A 21,304-nucleotide genomic window follows, 5' to 3' on the forward strand; every position below is an offset into this window, starting at 1 on the left:
AGATTCTCTTCAGATGAGGGTGGCTTACTTGCTTGACATTAAATTTGTACGTGAATATCCCCAGACGATCAAAAACGATCTGATCAAAAGAAATGATTCAGAGAAACTTGCCTGGGTTGATGACCTTTTAGTGACCGATAAGAAGGTGCGGGAACTGAAAGTTGAGATCGACCAGCTTCGCCAGCGGAGAAACACCATCTCCCGCGAGATTAATACCGGGCGGAAAGCGGGCCGTGACATCTCAGCTCTATTGGAAGAGGCAAAAGCACTTCCTGAGAGGATAAAAGAGCTTGATTCGGTGAAAGATGCAGCTCTTGAAAAGGTCAGGTACTACCTGATGCGGCTTCCAAATATCCTCGATGAAAGTGTCCCTGTTGGTGAAGATGAGAGCGGAAATGTTGAGATTCGCAAGGTCGGGACAAAGCGTGAATTTTCCTTTCCCATAAAAAATCATGGTCAGCTTGCTGTTGAGAAGGATTGGGCAGATTTTGAACGGGCAGCACGTGCAGCAGGTGCGGGGTTTTCTTACCTGAAAGGAAACCTTGCACTCCTTGATATGGCACTTCAGAGATATGCAATCGACTTACTGGTGAAGAAGGGCTTTACCCCGATCATCCCCCCGTACATGATGAACCGCTCCTCCTATGAAGGAGTGACCGATCTCTCGGATTTCGAGGATGTCATGTACAAGATCGAAGATTCGGAATCATACCTGATTGCAACAAGCGAGCACCCCCTCTGCGCGATGTATCAGGACGAGATCTTTGAAGAGAAGAATCTTCCACTCAGGTTAGCAGGACTCTCCCCCTGTTTCAGAAAAGAGATCGGATCTCACGGGATCGATACAAAAGGCCTCTTCCGCGTTCACCAGTTTCATAAAGTCGAACAGTTTGTCTTCTGCAAGCCGGATGATTCTCCTGCCATTCATGAAGAACTCCTTGCAAATGCCGAGGAGCTCTACACAAATCTCGGCCTCCCCTATCATGTCGTCCTCATCTGCACCGGCGACATAGGAACTGTTGCTGCAAAGAAGTATGATATCGAGGTCTGGATGCCACGGGAAGAGGCATACCGGGAGGTTGTATCCTGCTCGAACTGTACCTCATATCAGGCTGTCCGGCTCGGTATGAGGATGCGTGATCCCGATGATTTCGAGACCAAACATCATATTCACACCTTAAACTCAACTGAAGTGGCCACCTCCCGAACAATCCGGGCCATCCTTGAGAATTACCAGTACGAAGACGGCTCTGTTGAGATTCCACTTGTGCTCAGACCGTACATGAACGATCAGGAATTCCTCTAATCTCTCAGATTCATTTTTTCTACAGCATATCTGGCAAGGGCGATTATTGCCAGAATTGGCGGGGCACCGGGTGCAGACGGAAGTACTGATGCATCGCAGACAGAGAGTCCCGGAATAGCTGTCTCCAGATTCAGATCAACCGAGACGCCGATTCTTGCTGTTCCGCAAGGGTGCGAGCCCCTGAGGGGAGTGGTCACAAATGTTGCCGGATCGGCGCCGGCTTCCGAAAGTATGGATGCAGCATATGTGGAGCCACAAATGAGCCGCTCGGCATCATGCACCGAGACATTCTTCTGGATTGTTTCATTCACTGATCCAAAGTCCTCATCCCTGATCTTCACCATCATTCCGATGATATCTCCTGGTTGAGCGGGGATCCCTCTGTCATTCATGAGGGCATGAAGAGGGCGTGAGTAATGTGGGAGGATGATTCCGCCATCAAAGGGGATATATGATCCCATCGGAACATCCCGGTTCATACTGATATCTGGGAGATAACCTCCAATCGTGACGAAGGTATCGGCAAAGAGAGGAGTGATCGGAAGTGAGAGAGCTTTCAGAAATCCGGGTGTTTCCAGCGCCCCTGCGGCCAGCACTACACGCTCATCCCGGAAAATCTTATTTCCGCACCTGACCCCTGCTGTTTCCCCATTTTGAATGATTATCTCATCTGCAACCCTCTCTGTGATCACCCGTGCTCCAAACTCTTCTGCTTTTCTGATGAACCTGATTGCAGACCACCGGGCATCGGAAGGACACCCAAAAGCACAGAGACCGTCTTTGCAACAGAGATCAGGATTGATGAACTTCGGCATCCGATACACAGGCAGGCCGATTGTCATGGCAGCATCCATCAGGCGGCGGGTACCATCACCAAGCAGATCATCGGGGAGCAGCTGCACATCAAGCTCCTTTTCTACGGCTGCATAGTGGCTTGAGAGATCGATTCCAAGAGCCTTCAGCTCCTCTTCAAGGCAGCGGAGTGCATTGCCGCCGGAGACCATCGTTGTCCCGCCAAGGCAGAAGGTGCGCATCAGGCGAACACCGGCTTCAACATTTGCATAATAGTGGCCGGCATCTTTTCCAGGCACTTCCGGACCCCGTTCAATAATAAGAACATCATGGCCAGATTCTGCAAGATACCTGGCAGCAGCTGCACCACCGGCACCAGATCCGATCACTATCGCCATAAAGATCGATTGGGGGAAGCAAAGATAAAGTATCTTCCCAACCGATCAGCCCCAACTGTTAACTCTTCCTCCATCCATTTTTCTGTAGATAGTATGGATCTGGGCGTTGGACGGGTAGGAGATCAGAGTCTTGGCATTAGTGCGCAGGAGCTAGTCACTGGGAGGACATGCGTTATTGCCCAGTCAGGAGCCGGGAAGAGCTGGGGAATAGCTGTTCTTTGTGAACATCTCTGCAAATCATATCTTGGATTCTGCTTAATTGATACCGAAGGCGAATATTTCTCCCTTAAGGATCGGTTTCCAATCATCTGGATTGGATCTGATGAAAGCTGTGATTACGATATTGAATCAGTTGATCTCCATTCGGTTTTGCGGGATGCAATCCTATCCTCACGGTTTGTTGTCTTTGATGTATCAGAAGTGGACATGAGGGCAAAAGCAACAGCCCTCGTGAACATCCTCTATGAGCTTGAATCAGAGCTGAGGAGGCCGTTTCTGCTGATCGTTGAAGAAGCAGACAAATTCATCCCGCAATCCCGTGATTCCATCAAGATGATCGAGGAGATCTCCCGCCGTGGAAGAAAACGCGGACTCGGTCTTCTTGTAGCAACCCAGCGCCCTTCTCTTGTCCAGAAGAATGTGCTCAGCCAGTGCAACAATCAGATTATCGGCAAACTGACAATTGACAACGATCTCAAGGCTGTATCCCATTTCTTTGATGCACGGAAAGAGGTTGAGGAGCTGATCACTCTTGATCCCGGTGAGTTTTTTGTGATGGGGGGACTTGTCCGGGAGAAGATCCTGATGAAATTTGGAGAGCGGGAGACACAACATCGGGGTGTTACGCCTCAGATCCTCCCCGGCAGGCCTCCTGAGAAGAAAGAGGCAGAACCAGATCCCATTCCAGAGGCAAAACCAGAGAGCCCTCCGGAACCTCAACCTTTAGAGGTGGAAGCCGAAGATGCAGATCAGGTTATGCTGAGTGGAGGGGTTGTTGATGAAGAGGATGGGACAAAGAATGCCATCCCGACACTCCTTCAACGCGATGAGGCGCTCAGGGTTGTACAGAGCCTCTGCAAAAGGAGTTTCTGGAGACGGACATATCTCGATCGGATCATCTCTCTTGATCGGATCTCGTGGCCACTGCTGTCGGTTGAGGTGAAGTATCATGGTGGTATCCTGAAGAAGACGACGAAGCGCTCATCATTTATCCTGGAGGGATTTCACGGAGATATAGCCGATCTCTCAGATGGACTGATGGTGCGGCCAGGTTTCTCCGAGCTGATCGGGCTTGATGAAGCAGCAGTTGCGGTTCTGAAGATCCTGACGACTGCCGGGCTGACTGCGCTTGAGATCGAAGCTGATGCCGGCCTTATGCCCGCAGATGTAAAGAAAGCGCTGAAAAGCCTCCAGAAACAAAAACGTATCACCACGAAGAAGACCGAAGAAGGAGTCATTGTTTATATACCCCTTCTCGAAAAGCCGATCCCAAAACTCTCAAATCTGAACCAGTTACAAACGATGAAACTCACCACCCTCTCCGGAGAGAGCAGAGGCCCTTCATTCACCGAAGATGAACTCAGAAAGATCATCAAGGGTCTTGAAAGAACAGCCGAAATAACAAAGATCAAAGTGATCTTTTATCCGGTCTATGAAGCTGTGATCGCATCAGATTCTGGTGAGCGGCGAATCTTCATTGATGGGGTGACCGGGCGCGAGATCAATGGAATATCACACCCCTGACAGAACAGGGGCTAATTACTGCCTTTTTCATCCATTTGAAGAGGAATTTATATCATTAACAACGTCTTTGAAAGAATATGGAAGAAATGGATTCTTTTCGATGCCTTGTATGCGGGTTTATTTATGATCCAAAACGGGGTGATCCACGACGGGGAATTGAGCCTTTAACCGCATTTGAAGATCTTCCTGACGATTATACCTGCCCTGTCTGCGGGGTATCCGTTCTGACACAGAAATCCGCTTTTGTGAGAATTGTGTAGGAGCAGAATGTTTCCTGGCTCTATGAGCCAGGATATTTATATTTATATCACTTGAATATAGTAAGAGCAATTTATCAAATAAGAATGAATAACAGAAGAAATATCGCTATATCATTTGGATGCGAGAGGCCGGATTCGAACCGGCGAACCCCTACGGGACTGGGTCCTAAGCCCAGCGCCTTTGGCCTGGCTTGGCAACCCTCGCTCAAATTTAATATTGCAAACGAATCTGGATAACGTAATGCACCACGTATATTTGCCTTCAAAAGATAAAAGAGAAGCCCTTTTCTCTCTGCACAAGCAGTATAAATTGATCCACCGCTTCTTTCAGACACCATCATTCTTTTGAGATGGCGCAGTCTCCTCTCCTTTAACCCTTTTCAGCTCCCTGATAAGGACTACATACCCTGATACGACAAGCGCGATGATGAGTGGTCCGAGGATAAAGCCGATCAGTCCCATCACTGCAAGGCCGCCGAAGAAACCGATCCACATCAGGAGCGGATTGAGCTTGGCACGCATTCCCATGATAAGGGGGCGGAAGATGAGATCGGGCAACGCACAGACGATTGGATAACCTATCACCGCTATGAGTGCGGCACTCCGGTAGTCGCCAATCGAGACCGCATAGATGCCAAGGAAGATCATCAGAAAAGAGGGGCCTATAATGGGCACGAGCTGGAATAATCCTGCGATAGTTGCATAAAAGAGGACGTAATCATAGCCGAGGAAATAGAAGAATGGAAGAGCGAGGAGAAACGTGATGAGTGCAGTGATTACATGGACAACATAGATCGCATACAGTGTTCCAACAGACGTCTTTGAGATCTCTTTCACACCATCTGAAAGCCTCACAGGGAGCGCCTCAACAATCTCGGTATAGATCTCATCACCTTTGTAGAGAAATGCCATCAGGGCCATTAAAAAGACCACGATCTTCAGAAGGAGCGTCGGAGCCTGATAGAGCAGACCTGTTGTCCATGCAGAAAGTCCATCAAGCTGGAGCATAATCCATTCGTTCAGCTCGCTCTGTCCGATTGAGGCAATTCCTGTTGTGCTCAGTGCCGTTACCCACTCAAGAATGGTTATGACTATATTCTCAATATAATCTGCATGGCTGTAAAAGATTGAAATTGTAAAGCCAATGGCAGAGGTGACGACAAGAACGACTAATGTAGCGATCAGAAATGAAGAGACAGCCGGATTTATGACACGGATGAACTTCCGGTGGATAGGAAGAAGAACAACAGCAAGAGTGCCTGCAAGGATGATCACGCCAATCAGTTGCCAGAAGGCGAGGGCAGCGGCGATCATTATTGCGCCTATCGTCATTATGACATATCTGTCAGGATAATCCCCACCCATCATATAGCAGAGTGATTCTCCTCAATAGTTAATAAGATAGGCAGATACACAGGAAAATCCAATTGGTAATATCAGAAGGTTTTACTATTTTGGTGCCGATATATCGTTTCAATTCTGATGCACCATGCTTGAAGAGTTCGGAAGAATAGTGGTTGCCGCCGTCATCGCATGGATTCTCTTTCTATCGCTCGATATATTCTGGCGCCTTCCCCAGAAGGGAGGTGTTAGTGGTGCGGATGCAATCGGAGAGGCAATTTCCTGCCGTGGTGGAGATAGGCATGGCGGATGGATGATGGGCAACATCGTCTGCTCACCTGATGCATCGGCAGGAACCCTCCTTGCCGCCTGTGGTGTCTTTGTTGCAGGCATCCCAGGGGGAATCGCAGCCGCTGTTCTCGTCTATACAGGAAACCGTATCTGCCATGATAAAGGGTATGCCGGAACAAGCGGAGCCCTGATAGCAACGATTATCATCGCCGGATTTATGCAGATCGGATTTTTCGCATCGGACTTCATTGCCGGAATGGTGCTCGCCATACTCACAATACAGGGGATCTCCCATATCCATGCCAGCAGGTTGATTGGGTATTTCTGGAGGTGGAGAGCCTGATTGCTGAAGCAATCTGCATAAGTATCGCTCTCTATGGGGCAGTACGGACCGTCCTTGAAAAGGAAACACTCCTCAAACTCCCGTTTGTCAATGTCATGAACTTTGGGATCGCCGGTTTAATCGTCTTTATTCTTCCGCATCCGCTCACCCTTGTTGCCGCTGCTGCATACTTTGTTGGATCCACCCTTGAAGCAAATGCAATAGCAAGTGCAATTGCACGGAGGAGGCGAGAATGATCGAGCAGATCATTACACTCGCCCTCGCGGGACTGATCTTCCTTGGAGCTGTTGCAACTGCCCTCTGGAAGAATCCCTTTGACAAGCTGATCGGCCTCTCACTCCTCTCTGCGGGGGTTATTCCGCTCATTGTGATGCGGGGCTATCTTGATGTTGCAATCGTCATCTCCCTTGTCATTCCAATAACAACAATTCTGGTTCTCCTCCTCCTCGGGAGGGAAGTCCGATGAGTCCGGAATTTATTATCGGATTTGGTCTCATCATCCTCGGAACTGTTGCCACAGCCTGGCCATCTCCAAAAGACTATATCACCCGATTGATCAACCTCGAGCTCCCGGCTTTTGGACTCCTCCTCGTGATGCTTTCATTTGACGAGACACTGGCACTCCTGACCTTTATTGCTGTCACTGCCATCTCGACATTTCTCTTTGTACGTGTCATCGAGAAGAAGGAGGGAAGAAAATGATCATCCGCAGAATATCCGGGATCCTTTCAAACTTCACGAATCTCTCCCGCGTCTATGCCATATTGGTGATCATCGTTGTGCTTGCCGGGATCGCAGGCATCCCTTCCCTTGATTACCAGGGCGACCGCCTCTATCCGAAGACAATCGACCGCGACAGTCCGCTTGATCCCTATGATCGGGGCGGCATCCCCTTTGAATCAACAGCCATCTTAGCAGAATACCCGGAGAACTCACCATATCTTGGATACATCACGGCGTATCTTACTCCGCTTTCCCTTGCACTCGCCGGGGCAACTCCGCATATGGGAACATCCATCGTCGCCCATCCCGGCGGGATCATTGATGAGATCCTCTATGCAACACGGGGCCTCGATACCGTCGTAGAGACCACAATTCTCTTTGTCGGGTTTGCCGTTGCCGCATATCTCTTCCGCCGGAGGGAGGACGAATGATTGATACATTTCATACCGGGATGTTTGCGGCCTCCCTCTGCATCATCATCGCCTTCTTCTCGTTTATGAAAGAGACCGATGACCTGCACAGGCTCCTCCTCACCGATCTCGCCTCGGTGATGGCGCTCTTTTTGATTGCGCTTGTTGGAACCGACCTTGCAGAGGCGCTGATTCTCCCCGGTCTTGTGGTCACCATCTCAAAACTGATGGCACTTGCTGAGATTTACCTTCTAAAAGAGGGGATTTGGGGGAACCAGCCAGCAAGGGCACTGGATATTGAGGTGCTCCAGAGTGCACCGGCGATCCTTGCTTCAATCCTTGTGATATATGGGATCTTCCTCTCCGGATTCTCCGGGGGAGCGGTGGCGGGGCTTGGAATCATCTTCTATCTCGTCTGCAAAGGGCACCAGGAACGGTTCGAGCTAATTGAGACGGTGAGCGGGTATGCCTGGGTTGCTTGGATTGCTGCATTCTTCATCATGCTTATCTTCCCTTCACAATGGTTCCTGGCGGTGATGATTGCAGGTGGTGCAATCCTCATCAAAGTAACTGCAAAACTCTCCCTAATTGGCACCATGAGGGGTGAATCAGATGTTTGATCTGAATATTGAAGGTGCAGAACTCTTTGCACTCCCATTTGGAGATATTGTCCCGTACTTCAGTGTATATAGTACTACACTTGCTGCATTTGTCCTGATCTTCATCCTGATCTCGGCATTCGATCGCCCTGAGCGGCAGTTGAACATTATATTTGGCGGTGACGCGTACTATGAAAAGGAGATAAAGGAAGATGACACCCGGTTCTCCCGGTTCATGGCGATAGCCTGTGGTTTAGCAACACTGGGAGCAGTGCTGACAGGCGATATCTTCAACTTCACCCTCTTTGCGGTTCTTGTCGGGATCACAAATATCGCAATTGTCGCATCCGCCGGGAACCGCCATGTCTTAAATGCCGCATTCCAGTATGGAATCGTTGCAATGATCGCAACGGTTCCACTCTTTGGCGCAGCCGCAATCATCCTGGCAACCACAGGAACACTCTCAATCTGGACGCTTGCCGGAATGGGAGCAGTTCCGCTTCTTGCAAAGGCGCTGTTAATCCTCGGCGTGATGGGAGAAGGTATCGCACCGCTCTATATCGGTAAAGCAGAGATTATCAGGGCGCAGGGAGCTCCCTTTGTCCTGATGATCCATTTCAGCTCACTCCTGCTCTTCCTTCGGGTAACAGAGATAGTCTTGGTGGTATAAAGATGAAGAAACGCTATATCCAGTTGATTGCCATCATCTCCGGCATCCTTCTTATAGTACTGTCAGGAGCGGGGCACCAGGGCATTGTATCGGTGCCTGTTGGTGCTGTACTAAGCATCGTACTGGCACCGGTCTTTTTGATCTCAGTCGGGCTCCTCTTCTCGGCTGAAGTAATTGACGGGGATATTCCGTTTATGGGGTACTAGAGCCTATGATCGAATACATCATTGCTGCAATGTTTGCCGGCCTCCTCCTCCACGGTATCCACCGGAAAGTGATCGCACGGATACAGGGGAGGCCGGGACCGCCGATATGGCAGGAGATACTTCATACCCTAAAATTCCTTGGAAAGGAGTCATGGATACCAAAAACAGCGAGTCGGGGTGTTTTTGTTGCTGTGGTAGGGATCTCAATTGCGATCTGGACTGCAGCTTTGATGCTTCTGATCACGCAGGAGAGCCTTCTCCTTCTGTTTGCACTCTACGTGCTCCATAAGATCGTCGAACACGGAATCGGTCTTGCCTCGGGATCACCTTATGCAAAGTTCGGAGCAATACGATCAGTTGTCTCAGCCGCATCTGAACTTCCCCTCCTCTCAAGTGTCGCACTCATTTATCTCATCACGGGATCACTTATGCTCCGTGATATCGAGGCATACCAGGCAGTCAACGGGCCGCTTCTGTTTGTGGCATTCCCGGCAGCAATCGCTCTTTATATGGTAATCCTCTCAAAGATCCACTATGGCCCCTTCTCGATTGTTGAGGCAAAAGAGATCGTCAGCGGGTACTGGACAGAGCATTTCGGTGTATGGCGCGGGCTGATGAATGCGGCATTCGGGCTGAAGACGTTTGTCCTCCTTTATACCTTTGTAATGGTCTTCATCGGGCCGATCGGACTTCCGCTCACGCTGCTTGCAATCCTGATCCTGATGATAACACTCTCATTTGTCTGTGCAGCCACCCCGATGCTTGCACCCTATGACAGCGTTACCGTTCAGACACTCACAACCGGACTCATTGCCATCTATATCATCTATCTGGGGGTATTTGCATGAACCTAATCCGTAACTGCCTTCTTGCGGGTCTTCTCCTGTATATCTGTATTTTTCTGATACAGGGTGTAGCCACAGGTGCAGTACTTGTTGCTGCTATCATTGGAATCCTCATTCTTCTTGGAATTGGATCCACACTCTTCATCTCTGATGAAAAACAGCTGAAGAAGGTTGAGATGATCTTAATCTGGTCAGCCATACTGTTTTTTGCAGTATATGGAGTTCTGGTTGCCGGGGGGATTCTATGAACACGTACCTCTATGAAAAGGATCTCAGGCAGATGAAACTCACCATCCTCGAGAGCAGACGACATGATGCAGTCGTGATGGAGCTTGCCGCAACACTTGGTATAAAACGCCAGCAACTCAGAAAGATACTCATTGAGCGCTCCGATATGATGTTTCTTGAAAATCTTCCTGCACGCTGTGATGCGGCACGAGAAACAGGGGACGAGACTGAGAGGCTGCTTGGCATCCCCCTCCTCACCCAGGCTTTTCATCTGTTGTCAAAGGAAGAGGGGTCTCTGGTCAGGGAACAGTACCTTCAGAGGATACAGAATGGCATCACTCTGGAGGTTGCTCTTTCAGAGGCACAGATGGAGATACTGGAGTTGATCCGATCATGAGTCTGCTTCAAAGTCTCAAAAATGCCGTGCGATCACGCTCAATCCATGTTTCCTATATCAATGTCGGATCCTGTAATGGCTGTGATATCGAGATTCTTGCATGCCTCTCTCCGCGCTATGATATCGAACAGTACGGGATCTATGTGCACAACAACCCACGTGAAGCCGATGTCCTCCTGATCACCGGAGCATTCAGTCCGCAGTGGGAAGACAAGCTCAAGCCGCTCTGGGAGAAGATCCCTCATCCAAAAGTCGCAGTCGCCATCGGAAATTGCCCGATATCAGGATGCGTCTTCAACCGGCCGGAGACCCTTGTTGATCCGCCGGTATCAAAACATATCCCGATCGCAGCTGAGATCCCTGGTTGTCCCCCCCGCCCGACAGAGATCATCAGTACCATCCTCTCGCTGGCACCAATAATCTTCAAAGATTACGAGGAGACGAAGAAATGAAAAAGACAGTTGACATATCCCTCCCGGTTGGCCCGATGCATCCCTGCTTTAAGGAACCATGCCGTATAAAATGCGAAACACGGGGCGAATATGTCCTTTCAGCCGAGGTTGAACTGGGCTATGTGAAGAAAGGGATCGAGCGGATCATGCGGGGAAGGCCCTGGCAGGAGGTGATGTTCCTTGCAGAACGTGTCTGTGGGATCTGTTCGGTCGTTCATAACTTTGTCTTCATTGAAGCCGTGGAGAATATCAGTGGCATTGTCCCAACCGAACGTGCTGCATTCCTGAGAGTGATTGTAAACGAACTCGACCGGATGCAGAGCCATCTCCTTGCAAATTACTCGTACTGCTATACCATTGAGCACGAAACTCTGGCGATGTACCTCTTAAACCTCCGTGAGACGGTGATGGATCAGCTTGAAATGATCACGGGGGCACGGGTTACCTGCGCATATATTGTACCGGGAGGGGTCCGCTCTGATCTATCCACGGATGATGCAGAAAAACTCAAATCCGCGCTCGATCACATAGATGCCGAACTGTCACGGTTCGTGAAGATATTTGAGACAGGGCCACTCATCGCCCTTCGTTCAAAAGGGATCGGTATCCTCACCAGGGAAGCAGCTATAGAATCGCATGCTGTCGGCCCTACTGCGAGGGCGAGCGGAATCGACAACGATCAGCGATCAACTCACCCAACATACAGGGCACTTGGTTTCTCTCCCATCATCAGGCAGGAAGGGGATAACTATGCCCGTATCATGCTCAGGTTTGAAGAGGTTTTTCAGAGTACAGGCCTCATCCGGTCAGCACTTGCCGCCATGAAAGAAGGGCAGATCCGTGGAGGAGGTACGATTAAGGCTGGGTCGATCAAGTACCGGGGCGAGGCCCCACGGGGGGAGCTCCTCTATGAACTCACAACAGACGATTATGGCAGGATTATTGAGATAGCTATCCAGACACCATCTATTCCGAATATGCAGGTCTGTGCCCATGAAATGCTCATAGATGCGCAGTCGGCAGCTGATATAACATCAATCTTCATCAGCTCAGATCCCTGCATCGCCTGTACAGAGAGGTAAGTCCCGTGTTCTCGATCATCTACTATATCAGGGAATTTCTGCGGCCCCACTGGATTACTACATTCTTCACAGCGAAAACCGCTCCCCTTGTGACTCCTCCGCACTTCCGGGATTTTCCGGAGTTAACAGATAAGGAGTGTACCCACTGCCTTGCCTGCATGATGATCTGTCCTGCCCCTGAAGCAATAACCGTTGTAAAGCGGGAAGGGATCTGGCAGCCAGAGATCACAAAAGGACACTGTATCAGGTGCGGACTCTGTATCGAGGCGTGTCCTGAAGATGTCCTTTCAAGCGGAAGAATACTGGCATACAAAAAAGAAGAAGAGCTCACACTTAAGGGCACATTTCATATTGAGATTGACCAGTCTAAATGCATGGGATGTGGGAACTGTTCGGTTGCCTGCCCGGTGAACAGGGAGATTGATCCGTCACTCCGTTCCAGCGGAACATTCACCTCAGATGAGGTGATCATGCGGGTAGATACCGGCCAGAACAAGGTGCTCCATGAAGAGAAATGCACAGGATGCAAGACCTGTGAAGAGAGTTGTTCAAACGGGGCCATCCGTGTTGCCCGTGTTGTTGAAGCGCTCCAGGGAGTGGGAGAATGAGATATATACTCTCATCCGGAAGGACGGTCCCCCAGGGTTCATTTGTCGAACATAAGCTCTCAAAAGGATACCAGAAGGCAACCTCAATGATATATATTCACCCACTCGATCTCATGGAGCTTGGACTGGAATCCGGGGATCGGGTTTGTGTGACGAGCGATTATGGTTCTGTTGTTCTTACCACAGAAACAAGTGAGGATATACAGACAGGCTGTGTCTATATCGCACTCGGTCCATATGCCAATGCGATCACAGGGGGCCATACCCATGCAACCGGGATGCCCGACTACAAGGATATTATCGTTGGGATTGAGCCAACAGACGATCCTGTGCCAACTGTTTGGGATCTGATGGAGATAATTGGAGGGCTTCGGTATGGACATTAAGGATGTCCCCTGCCCATTCTGTGGGTGTCTCTGTGACGATGTCAGTGTCCGTTTGGAGGATAACAGGATTACTGGCGTTGAAAACTGCTGTACTCTTGGGAATGCCAAGTTCCTCTCAAAAAGCAGGCTACAACACCCAATCATGAGAAAAGATGGGAAATGGGTTGAAGTAACCTATGAAGAGGCGATTGATGAGACAGCCCGCATCCTCTCAGATGCAATTCGTCCACTCCTGTATGGATGGAGTGGAACGGTTGGAGAGGCACAGGTTGTTGGCGTCCACCTTGCAGAAGAGATAGGGGCACTCATCGACAGTACAACGTCAGTCTGCCATAATCCATCCATTCTGGCAATCCAGGAGGTGGGACACCCCGGCTGTACCCTCGGGCAGGTGAAGAACCGTGCCGATCTCGTTGTCTACTGGGGATGCAATCCGATTGAAGCACATCCGAGGCACATGAGCAGGTACACAACCTATGCCGACGGATACTTCATCGATAACACAGCCACCGACAGAAAAGTCATTGTTGTTGATATCAGGAGATCCGAGGGGGCAAAGATTGCAGATGAATTCATCCAGGTGAAACCTGGTGGCGATTATCTTGTTCTCTCGGCACTCCGTGCAATGGTACGAGGAAAAAGCGATGTTGTACCAGATTCTGTTGCGGGTGTGAAAAAAGTCCAGCTCCAGCGTGTCGCTGATCTGATGATGAAAGCAAAATTTGGCGCCGTATTCTTTGGACTCGGAGTCACAATGAGCCGTGGCAAATACAAGAATGTCAGAAATGCAATCGAACTCGTATCAGAGCTCAACAGGAAGACGAAATTTACTATCAGTGCAATGCGTGGCCACTTCAATGTCTATGGATTCAATGAAGTTCTCACCTGGATGTCGGGATACCCGTTTGCAGTTGATTTCTCGCGGGGTATCGCCTTCTATAATCCCGGCGAGACAACCGTCATCGATCTCCTTGAGAGGAAGGAGCCGGATGCCTGCCTGGTTGTTGCAAGTGATCCCGGTGCACATTTCCCAAAATCCACGATTGAACATATGGCATCGATACCAACGGTGCAGATTGATCCTTGTGTCAATGCAACAACAGCTCTCTGTCAGGTGCAGATACCCGTTGCAATTACCGGGATCGAAGCTGCCGGAACCGCATACCGGATGGATGGAGTTCCGATCAGGATGAAGAAAGTACTTGAAACCGAGTTTCCAACCGATCAGGAGATTCTTGAGCGGATCGTCACACGTATTCGGGAGATGAGATCACATGGCTGAGATACTGCTGAAGAATGCCTATGTTATCGATCCGATATCCGGCATCAACGGGGAAGTGATGGATATCGCCATCTCCGGGAGCAGGATCGTCGAAGAAGCATCCAAAAAAGCCGAGGTGATCGATGTTGCCGGACTCCTCACCCTCCCGGGAGGAATCGACTCCCATACACATACATCAGGGACAAAAGTGAACTTTGGCAGGTATATGAGCCCTGAAGATATGCGTGCCGGTCGAACCTCAAAGAAAGGCCACATGCATATCACCTCCGGCTATAGTGTCCCAACAACGTATGGAAACAGCTACCGTTACAGTGCACTTGGATACACCACACTCGTTGAGGGTGCGATGGCGCCGCTTGAAGCCCGCCATACCCATGAGGAGTTCAAGTTCACTCCGCTCCAGGACTCGTTTGCTAATACCCTCTTTGACGGGAACTGGGGGATGCTCGGGGCGCTTGAAGACGGAGATATCAAACGTGCAGCAGCGATCATTGCATGGACACTCACTGCCGTGAAAGGGTTTGCCATCAAACTGACTAATCCCGGCGGAACAGAAGCCTGGGGCTTTGGGAAGAACGTCTCCTGTATCAATGAGACGATTCCAACCTTTGATCTCACCCCTGCTGAGATCATCAAAGGTGCAATCAAGGCAAATGAACTGCTTCATCTCCCCCATTCGGTTCACCTCCACTGCAACAACCTCGGAACACCCGGGAATTTCACCTGTACTATTGGGACCTTCGGGCATGTTCCTGATGTAAATGATAAACGCCAGTCACTCTATGCAACCCACGTCCAGTTCCATTCCTATGGCGGCAGCGGGTGGGGAGATTTCTGCTCAAAGAGCGAGCCGGTTGCAAATGTGGTGAACTTCCGGCCACAGATCGTCATTGATATGGGACAGGTGATGTTTGGCAGGACAACGACGATGACAGCTGACGGACCGATGGAGTTCAATCTCTACCGGCTCCACCACGATAAATGGAGCAACCACGATGTCGAGCTTGAAACAGGATCCGGTATCATCCCTGTCAATTACCGGAGGAAGAATCTGGTTAACAGCATCATGTGGGCGATCGGACTAGAACTTGCCCTTCTTGTGAAAAATCCCTGGCAATGCCTCCTGACAACAGACAATCCAAACGGTGCTCCCTTTGTCAAGTATCCTGAGATCATTGCCCTCCTGATGAGTAAGAGGTATCGTGATGCTGAATTTGCAACAATCCATCAGGATACAGAAAAACGTGTTCCTCTCCCGGCTATTGAACGGGAGCTAAACTGGTACGATATTGCAGTGATGACCAGAGCAGGGCAGGCACGGGCGCTAGGAATCACCGATCTCGGCAAAGGCCATCTATTCCCAGGGGCAGAGGCTGATATTGCCATCTATCCAATCAGGATCGATGAAATTGACCCCTCTGCTGAATATGAGCAGGTGATAAAAGGCTTTTCGCAGACCGAGTATACCATTAAACGGGGACGCGTCGTTTCCCGACGGGGAGATGCGATAATAGATGGTGAAAATACCACATTCTGGGTGAAGCCGAAGGTTTCTGCCGCCTATGATCTGCAGCATGACCCGAAATTTCAGGAACTCTTTGAGCGATACTACAGTATCAGGATGAGTAATTATCCTGTACAAGAAGAATACCTCCATAGAAACCACTGCATTGAAACGGAGACCGACCTATGAATGTCACCATCACCTTCAGAAACCGCAGGAATCCTTTCATTCCAATCGAAGCCGAGATGATCACCCCGGATGCATTCTTCAATGAGAGGGAGATTTGTGTTGGTGAAGGAAACAGGACTGTGCATCTCAATGAGCTTGCAGATGTTGGTATTGAGGGGACAGCATCGTCAGTTGATGAGATCGGGATTCTGATACGCGGAGATGCATCACTCGTCAAACGTGTAGGTGAATACATGACCGGAGGGACAATCACCGTTGAAGGCGATATCGGGATGCATTGCGGGAATTTTATGTCCGGGGGCAGAATCGAGATACTTGGCTCGGCAGACGGATGGCTCGGACGTGAGATGAAAGGCGGTGAGATCATCTGCCATAAGGATGCAGGAGATTATTGTGCAAGCGGATATCGTGGGGGACGCCGTGGTATGCGTGGGGGATCGGTTGAAGTACTCGGATCGGTCGGCGATTTTGCATGCGAGCATATTGCCGGCGGTGAGGTGTTGATCCATGGCAGTACCGGAGATTTTGCATGTGCTGAGATGAAGGGCGGAACAGTCATAATCCTCGGGGACACAAGCCGCGTCTGTGCGAATATGTCAGGTGGGACCTGTTATGTGTATGGATCTGCGTCAGAGATGATCCCTACCTTTGAAAAGAGGGGAACAATCAATCATGACGGGCTTCTGTTTCACCATTTCAGAGGAGATGTGGCAAACCGCGGAAATGGAGATCTCTATACTGCCCGCTTCACCTATCTTCAGTGATAAAAATGATTACACCGGGATGTGCGCCTTCACCCACCGTGCATAAGTGGCGCGAAGACGTGCGATCTCATCATCTGTGAGGTCACCCCGTTGTGTCTTTCTGAGGTATTCCTCGAGCTGGGAGACGATCTGATCGGCCTCAGCATAGGTCTGCACCTCAATATAGACCGGCGCCTTCTGTGAACTGATGATCTCCCCACAGACCGGGCAGAGTTTCCATCTCTGAAGATGATCCATATAGGTAAATGACCGGCACCCCGGACACCGGATTATGATGTACATAGGTACCCGAAAGTATACGGATTTGATGATAAATGTATCGGAAGGTGGTCGGAAACCCCCATCTGATACTGTATCACACCTCTGTTGTCCTGCGGATAGTAAAAACATCAGCAAAGAGATTAATCTCTATCCAGCAGATAACAGAAGTGAGCAAGATGTCAATTGAAGTTATAGAGGTTGAAAACCTCCCTATTATCCAGCCGGGTGATGATCTCGCCGGACTTATCTCCGAGAGGATCGCTCTTCTGGATGGGGACATTCTCTGTGTCGCCAGTTCTGTCTATTCCAAGTCTGTTGGAAATATACGGAGTCTTGATGAGATCACACCCAGCCCTGAAGCAGGGCGGATTGCCTCTATGACCCGTGAGGATCCCCGCTTTGTCCAGGCTGTTCTTGACTCGTCTGTTGAGATCATCCTTGATCACCCCTTCATCCTCTCAAGACTTGCCTCCGGACATATCGGTGTCCGGGCAGGTGTCGATCACAGTAATGTGGAGGATGGCATTGTCATTCTTCTCCCCGCAGATCCGATGGGTGCGGCTGAGGCGATCCGATCGGAAATCTTGGAGAAGACAGGTGTCGACATACGTGTCATCCTGACCGATACCTGCGGGCGGGCATTTAGGCGTGGACAGACAGGCCACGCAATAGGGTGGAGCGGTATGACCGCAATTCGTGATTTCCGGGGTGATCACGATCTCTTTGGCCATGAGCTTCTCATCACTGAAGAGGCGGTTGCCGATGAGATCGCCGGTTTTGCAAACTTCGTGATGGGCGAGAGTAATAAAGGGGTTCCGGCAGTTGTCTTCAGAAACATGGGGAGCTGGAGCGGGCATGATATGCTCTATTTTGAGGAATCTGAAGATATCATCAAAGAAGCCCTGAAAAAGAGAGGATACGTTAGTATATGAGATTCATAATAAAGATAAAGACTCCAATGCCAATTGCCACTGCGATCACGGTCTTTGGGTCAATGGTGACCTGACGCCGATCCTCGCTGTCATAATAGGTGACAAGGCCTGCGGAGGATATCATTCTTCCACCTTTCTTCTTTGCCATGCAGACAGGTTTCTCCGTGCATATATTTAAACAAACGGTCAATAGGTAGGATATGGAGATGGATGCCTCCATTGAGGGGTTCGCACTTTTAGGTGATGAATTATCACTCCAGCCGGTTCAAATTGAAATTGCAGATGGGATCATCAGATCAATTGAAGAGGTAAATAATCCACGGAAACGCTGGATCCTTCCAGCACTCTTCAATGCTCACACTCATATCGGTGATACCGTGGCAATGGATCTGCCAGTCGATGGGGACCTGAAGTCGATTGTTTCACCACCTGATGGATTGAAACACCGGATTCTGCGCGCGACAGAGAGAGGTGCCCTTGTCTCTGCCATGCACGCGACGATTGGATTTATGGAGCAGACCGGGTGTGCAGGCTTTGCTGATTTTCGTGAAGGGGGGGTTGAAGGTGTTGATGCGCTTTTGGAGGCTGCAAACGGCATGTCCACACAGCCTCTTATCTTTGGAAGAGAGGGGGGGGAGCTAACCTCTGATGGTTTTGGGATCAGCAGTATCCGTGACCTGCCTAATCTTGAATCCGATATTGAAACTGCCCGACGTGCTGGTCGTATGATTGCAATTCATGCCGGGGAGCGGGATTTCGAGGATATTGAGGGCGCACTGGCCTATAACCCCGATCTTCTGATCCACTGCACTCATGCCCGCCGAAAAGATCTCAGGCGATGCGCAGATGAAGGAATTCCGATTGCTATCTGTCCCCGATCAAACTGGATCCTCGGGGTAACCAGATCGCCGGATCATCCGCCTGTTTGCGAGATGATCGAACTCGGATGCAGAGTCTTCCTTGGCACAGATAATGCAATGTTCGTTCAGCCAGATCTCTGGCGCGAGATGGCATTTCTCTCTGTGATCACGGATATTTCCGCGCGTACCATTCTTGAGATGGGCATCTCCGGTTCATCACTCACGAGAGACCCATACTGGATTGAAGAGGGGAAAAAAGCTTCAATTATTGAAGTAAATCCCGAACGCTTCAATCTGAATCACTCCCGCGATCCCATCAGAACACTGGTAACACGGGGTTGTTCCTGCCATCTTGATAGAATTCTTTTTTAATTAATAACTACCTAATAATAAAGAACTGATTTTGGTGGTACGTATGTTTCACACACTTCTGGTCGCAATTGACGGCTCTGAAATTGGCATGAATGCTCTTGATAAGGCTATTGAGCTTGCCCGTGGGTTCAAGGCAAATCTCCATGCAATCTATGTCATCGAGTCAGGGCTCATATCATCCGTTCCGATGGATAACACATGGGAGGTCATCTATAGCCTTCTAGAGAAAGAAGGAACCGAAGCACTGCAAAAGGCTGAAGAAAAAGCTGCTGATGCCGGCGTAACACTCACAAAACATCTCCTCTCCGGTCATGCAGGCAATGAGATCCTCAACGTCGCAGAGCAGGTGAACGCCGATCTGATCATAGTTGGTTCACGCGGCAAGTCCGAGATCGATCGCCTCTTAATCGGGAGCGTTTCAGCCCATGTCGTGAAATATAGCACTGTTTCAACTATGGTGGTGAGGGTATAAGCACAATGATAGTTCGTGACTACATGACAAAAAATGTGGTCACAGCTGACACCCCGGCAAACAGGGATGAGATCCTAAAGATTCTGAAAAGAACCGGGATCAGCGGCGTTCCTGTGATGAAAGACGGGAAGTGTATCGGGATCATAACCAGAAAAGATCTTCTCAGCAATCCTCATGAAACACAGATTGCACTATTGATGACCCAGGACCCAATCTCGATTACACCAGATGCAACCCTGAGAGAGGCAGCAGAGATAATTATTACAAATAATATCAGGCGACTTCCGGTTATTGAAGATGATAAACTCGTTGGTCTCATCAGCGTTGCCGATCTTGTCGGGGCGGTTGCGCAGCTGAAGATCAAAGATGAGATCAAGAACCGGTATATTGCCAGAACATTTGCCCTCTGGAGTGAGACTCCACTAACAATTGTCGGAAGGATTATGGAAATTGCCCATGTTGATGCAATTGCTATTCTTGATTCTGAAAGCAGGCTTGAAGGGATCATTACCGAACGAGATCTCATCAGATGTTCCTGCATTGAGGATGATGTCGAGGTAAGCGACTTTTCAAATGGCACAGACGATGACGAATGGACATGGGAGAGTATCAGAGATATGCATCACATCTCATATGCGATCTCACGGATTCAACTCCCGAAGAAACCCGTCAAACTTGCAATGGTCAAGAAGGTTATTGCCGTTCCAACGAATGCCGGAGTTTCCGAATGTGCATTGAAGATGAAGAGAGGGCGTGTCGATCAGCTGCCAATAGTCAACGGCGATAACAGGCTCGTCTCAATGCTCTATGATCGGGAGCTCATCAAGGCACTTCTCGACTATACGCCACAATAAGAATGTTTAATATAAGTAATCACTAAAATATGATACAATACCAATCATTTTTTTCATTCTGATTTTTGGGGGCATATTATGATGCAACAGCCACAGGAGATTATGAAGGGAACGACAACAATCGGAATTGTCTTCTCAGATGGAGTCGTGCTCGCAACAGAGAAACGGGCGACGATGGGCTATATGATCGCAAGTAAAAATGCAAAAAAGATCTATCAGATTACCAACACAATCGGCATGACAACAGCTGGTGGTGTAGGAGATGCCCAGCAGCTTGCACGACTGATGAGTGTGGAGAGTAATCTTTACCAGATTCGGCGAAGGACAAATATCTCTGTTGGAGCCTCGGCAACTCTCCTCTCAAATTACTTAAACCAGAACCGTTACTTCCCCTATTATGTACAACTCCTTGTTGGAGGGGTGGATGATACAGGATCTTCTGTCTATTCGGTTGATGCAATGGGCGGAGTAACACGTGAAGATGACTTCGTTGCAACCGGATCTGGATCTCCCATGGCATTTGGTGTGCTTGAGGACAGGTTCAAGGCAGGACTCTCTGAAAAAGAAGCAACCGAACTTGCTGTCCGTGCCTTAAAATCTGCCATGAGACGGGATGCAGGTTCTGGTGAAGGGTACCAGCTTGCTGTCATAACAGCAGAAAAATTCGAGGTGCTTGATGACAGCACCCTCGAAAAGATCGTTAAAACCCTTCGCAACTAACATTTTTTTAAAAC

The 21,304-nt window shown here is 49.5% G+C and carries 30 protein-coding genes and 1 tRNA gene; 26 read left to right on the forward strand and 5 right to left on the reverse strand.

Annotated features, from left to right (window positions below; genetic code table 11):
- Positions 1-28: 28 nt before the first annotated feature.
- Positions 29-1,306 (forward strand): serine--tRNA ligase, encoded by a 1,278-nt coding sequence (serS, locus tag ACZ44I_RS06475; protein ID WP_286680043.1) that lies wholly within the window; start codon positions 29-31, stop codon positions 1,304-1,306.
- Here the strand turns inward: serS and ACZ44I_RS06480 are convergent.
- The gene (locus ACZ44I_RS06480) at positions 1,303-2,496 is read right to left on the reverse strand and encodes an FAD-dependent oxidoreductase (RefSeq protein WP_464551500.1); all 1,194 of its coding nucleotides are present in this window, start codon (positions 2,494-2,496) and stop codon (positions 1,303-1,305) included. The two genes, serS and ACZ44I_RS06480, sit on opposite strands and share 4 nt — an antisense overlap.
- A 93-nt stretch (positions 2,497-2,589) precedes the next feature.
- On the opposite strand from ACZ44I_RS06480, the gene ACZ44I_RS06485 reads away from it, so the two are divergent.
- Together ACZ44I_RS06485 and ACZ44I_RS06490 are read left to right on the forward strand one after the other, a co-directional pair.
- Positions 2,590-4,239 (forward strand): ATP-binding protein, encoded by a 1,650-nt coding sequence (locus ACZ44I_RS06485; protein ID WP_464551498.1) that lies wholly within the window; start codon positions 2,590-2,592, stop codon positions 4,237-4,239.
- A gap of 77 nt (positions 4,240-4,316) precedes the next feature.
- Positions 4,317-4,499: a rubredoxin gene (locus ACZ44I_RS06490; protein ID WP_464551496.1), complete on the forward strand. Its 183-nt coding sequence runs from the start codon at positions 4,317-4,319 to the stop codon at positions 4,497-4,499.
- Between the two features lie 120 nt (positions 4,500-4,619).
- On the opposite strand, the gene ACZ44I_RS06495 is transcribed toward ACZ44I_RS06490, so the two are convergent.
- Positions 4,620-4,704: transfer RNA gene (locus ACZ44I_RS06495), tRNA-Leu, on the reverse strand.
- A 122-nt stretch (positions 4,705-4,826) separates the two neighbouring features.
- Complete coding sequence (locus ACZ44I_RS06500) at positions 4,827-5,831, reverse strand: AI-2E family transporter (RefSeq protein ID WP_464551494.1); 1,005 nt, start codon at positions 5,829-5,831, stop codon at positions 4,827-4,829.
- 157 nt (positions 5,832-5,988) lie between these two features.
- Between ACZ44I_RS06500 and ACZ44I_RS06505 the strand changes: the two genes are divergently transcribed.
- Genes ACZ44I_RS06505 through ACZ44I_RS06590 form a run of 18 tightly spaced genes read left to right on the forward strand, consistent with a single transcriptional unit; the run spans position 5,989 to position 16,819 of the window.
- Positions 5,989-6,474 (forward strand): hypothetical protein, encoded by a 486-nt coding sequence (locus tag ACZ44I_RS06505; RefSeq protein WP_464551493.1) that lies wholly within the window; start codon positions 5,989-5,991, stop codon positions 6,472-6,474.
- Positions 6,462-6,710, forward strand: coding sequence for an EhaC family protein (locus ACZ44I_RS06510; protein WP_464551491.1), 249 nt, complete (start codon positions 6,462-6,464; stop codon positions 6,708-6,710). Before ACZ44I_RS06505 ends, ACZ44I_RS06510 begins: the two co-directional genes overlap by 13 nt.
- The gene (locus ACZ44I_RS06515; protein WP_300333050.1) at positions 6,707-6,940 is read left to right on the forward strand and encodes an EhaD family protein; all 234 of its coding nucleotides are present in this window, start codon (positions 6,707-6,709) and stop codon (positions 6,938-6,940) included. Before ACZ44I_RS06510 ends, ACZ44I_RS06515 begins: the two co-directional genes overlap by 4 nt.
- Complete coding sequence (locus ACZ44I_RS06520) at positions 6,937-7,176, forward strand: EhaE family protein (RefSeq protein ID WP_464551489.1); 240 nt, start codon at positions 6,937-6,939, stop codon at positions 7,174-7,176. The genes ACZ44I_RS06515 and ACZ44I_RS06520 overlap by 4 nt, the downstream gene beginning before the upstream one ends.
- Positions 7,173-7,628: an EhaF family protein gene (locus ACZ44I_RS06525; protein WP_464551487.1), complete on the forward strand. Its 456-nt coding sequence runs from the start codon at positions 7,173-7,175 to the stop codon at positions 7,626-7,628. The genes ACZ44I_RS06520 and ACZ44I_RS06525 overlap by 4 nt, the downstream gene beginning before the upstream one ends.
- A complete protein-coding gene (locus ACZ44I_RS06530; protein ID WP_464551485.1) occupies positions 7,625-8,227 on the forward strand; it encodes an EhaG family protein in 603 nt (200 codons plus the stop codon). The genes ACZ44I_RS06525 and ACZ44I_RS06530 overlap by 4 nt, the downstream gene beginning before the upstream one ends.
- Positions 8,220-8,876 (forward strand): hypothetical protein, encoded by a 657-nt coding sequence (locus tag ACZ44I_RS06535; protein ID WP_464551483.1) that lies wholly within the window; start codon positions 8,220-8,222, stop codon positions 8,874-8,876. Before ACZ44I_RS06530 ends, ACZ44I_RS06535 begins: the two co-directional genes overlap by 8 nt.
- A 2-nt stretch (positions 8,877-8,878) precedes the next feature.
- Positions 8,879-9,082, forward strand: coding sequence for a hypothetical protein (locus ACZ44I_RS06540; protein ID WP_464551481.1), 204 nt, complete (start codon positions 8,879-8,881; stop codon positions 9,080-9,082).
- 5 nt (positions 9,083-9,087) lie between these two features.
- Complete coding sequence (locus ACZ44I_RS06545) at positions 9,088-9,930, forward strand: respiratory chain complex I subunit 1 family protein (protein ID WP_464551479.1); 843 nt, start codon at positions 9,088-9,090, stop codon at positions 9,928-9,930.
- Entirely contained in the window at positions 9,927-10,175 is a 249-nt protein-coding gene (locus ACZ44I_RS06550; protein ID WP_464551477.1) for a hypothetical protein, read from the forward strand. The genes ACZ44I_RS06545 and ACZ44I_RS06550 overlap by 4 nt, the downstream gene beginning before the upstream one ends.
- A complete protein-coding gene (locus ACZ44I_RS06555; protein ID WP_464551475.1) occupies positions 10,172-10,552 on the forward strand; it encodes an EhaM family protein in 381 nt (126 codons plus the stop codon). Before ACZ44I_RS06550 ends, ACZ44I_RS06555 begins: the two co-directional genes overlap by 4 nt.
- On the forward strand, positions 10,549-11,004 hold the full coding sequence (locus tag ACZ44I_RS06560; protein ID WP_464551474.1) for an NADH-quinone oxidoreductase subunit B family protein: 456 nt from the start codon (positions 10,549-10,551) through the stop codon (positions 11,002-11,004). Before ACZ44I_RS06555 ends, ACZ44I_RS06560 begins: the two co-directional genes overlap by 4 nt.
- Positions 11,001-12,086: a hydrogenase large subunit gene (locus ACZ44I_RS06565; RefSeq protein WP_464551473.1), complete on the forward strand. Its 1,086-nt coding sequence runs from the start codon at positions 11,001-11,003 to the stop codon at positions 12,084-12,086. The genes ACZ44I_RS06560 and ACZ44I_RS06565 overlap by 4 nt, the downstream gene beginning before the upstream one ends.
- A 5-nt stretch (positions 12,087-12,091) precedes the next feature.
- Entirely contained in the window at positions 12,092-12,694 is a 603-nt protein-coding gene (locus ACZ44I_RS06570; RefSeq protein ID WP_464551472.1) for a 4Fe-4S binding protein, read from the forward strand.
- The gene (locus tag ACZ44I_RS06575; protein WP_464551471.1) at positions 12,691-13,080 is read left to right on the forward strand and encodes a molybdopterin dinucleotide binding domain-containing protein; all 390 of its coding nucleotides are present in this window, start codon (positions 12,691-12,693) and stop codon (positions 13,078-13,080) included. Before ACZ44I_RS06570 ends, ACZ44I_RS06575 begins: the two co-directional genes overlap by 4 nt.
- Positions 13,070-14,362: a formylmethanofuran dehydrogenase subunit B gene (locus ACZ44I_RS06580; protein WP_464551470.1), complete on the forward strand. Its 1,293-nt coding sequence runs from the start codon at positions 13,070-13,072 to the stop codon at positions 14,360-14,362. Before ACZ44I_RS06575 ends, ACZ44I_RS06580 begins: the two co-directional genes overlap by 11 nt.
- On the forward strand, positions 14,355-16,055 hold the full coding sequence (locus ACZ44I_RS06585) for a formylmethanofuran dehydrogenase subunit A (RefSeq protein WP_464551469.1): 1,701 nt from the start codon (positions 14,355-14,357) through the stop codon (positions 16,053-16,055). Before ACZ44I_RS06580 ends, ACZ44I_RS06585 begins: the two co-directional genes overlap by 8 nt.
- Entirely contained in the window at positions 16,052-16,819 is a 768-nt protein-coding gene (locus tag ACZ44I_RS06590; protein ID WP_464551467.1) for a formylmethanofuran dehydrogenase subunit C, read from the forward strand. The genes ACZ44I_RS06585 and ACZ44I_RS06590 overlap by 4 nt, the downstream gene beginning before the upstream one ends.
- A 9-nt stretch (positions 16,820-16,828) precedes the next feature.
- On the opposite strand, the gene ACZ44I_RS06595 is transcribed toward ACZ44I_RS06590, so the two are convergent.
- Complete coding sequence (locus ACZ44I_RS06595; protein WP_464551465.1) at positions 16,829-17,101, reverse strand: DUF1922 domain-containing protein; 273 nt, start codon at positions 17,099-17,101, stop codon at positions 16,829-16,831.
- A 155-nt stretch (positions 17,102-17,256) separates the two neighbouring features.
- Here ACZ44I_RS06595 and ACZ44I_RS06600 point away from each other — a divergent pair, with 155 nt between their 5' ends.
- Positions 17,257-18,012 (forward strand): coenzyme F420-0:L-glutamate ligase, encoded by a 756-nt coding sequence (locus ACZ44I_RS06600; RefSeq protein WP_464551463.1) that lies wholly within the window; start codon positions 17,257-17,259, stop codon positions 18,010-18,012.
- Here ACZ44I_RS06600 and ACZ44I_RS06605 read toward each other — a convergent pair.
- Positions 18,002-18,160, reverse strand: a complete 159-nt coding sequence (locus ACZ44I_RS06605; RefSeq protein ID WP_464551461.1) for a preprotein translocase subunit Sec61beta — start codon at positions 18,158-18,160, stop codon at positions 18,002-18,004. The genes ACZ44I_RS06600 and ACZ44I_RS06605 overlap by 11 nt on opposite strands.
- Before the next feature lie 52 nt (positions 18,161-18,212).
- On the opposite strand from ACZ44I_RS06605, the gene ACZ44I_RS06610 reads away from it, so the two are divergent.
- The 4 genes from ACZ44I_RS06610 to psmB all read left to right on the forward strand — a co-directional run bounded on the left by ACZ44I_RS06610 (position 18,213) and on the right by psmB (position 21,290).
- Positions 18,213-19,244, forward strand: coding sequence for an amidohydrolase family protein (locus ACZ44I_RS06610; RefSeq protein ID WP_464576435.1), 1,032 nt, complete (start codon positions 18,213-18,215; stop codon positions 19,242-19,244).
- Between the two features lie 43 nt (positions 19,245-19,287).
- Positions 19,288-19,716: a universal stress protein gene (locus ACZ44I_RS06615; protein ID WP_464551457.1), complete on the forward strand. Its 429-nt coding sequence runs from the start codon at positions 19,288-19,290 to the stop codon at positions 19,714-19,716.
- Between the two features lie 5 nt (positions 19,717-19,721).
- A complete protein-coding gene (locus ACZ44I_RS06620) occupies positions 19,722-20,570 on the forward strand; it encodes a CBS domain-containing protein (protein ID WP_464551455.1) in 849 nt (282 codons plus the stop codon).
- Positions 20,571-20,648: 78 nt separating this feature from the next.
- Complete coding sequence (gene psmB, locus ACZ44I_RS06625) at positions 20,649-21,290, forward strand: archaeal proteasome endopeptidase complex subunit beta (RefSeq protein WP_464551453.1); 642 nt, start codon at positions 20,649-20,651, stop codon at positions 21,288-21,290.
- Positions 21,291-21,304: the final 14 nt, after the last annotated feature.

It is taken from the genome of Methanocalculus pumilus (assembly GCF_055382585.1).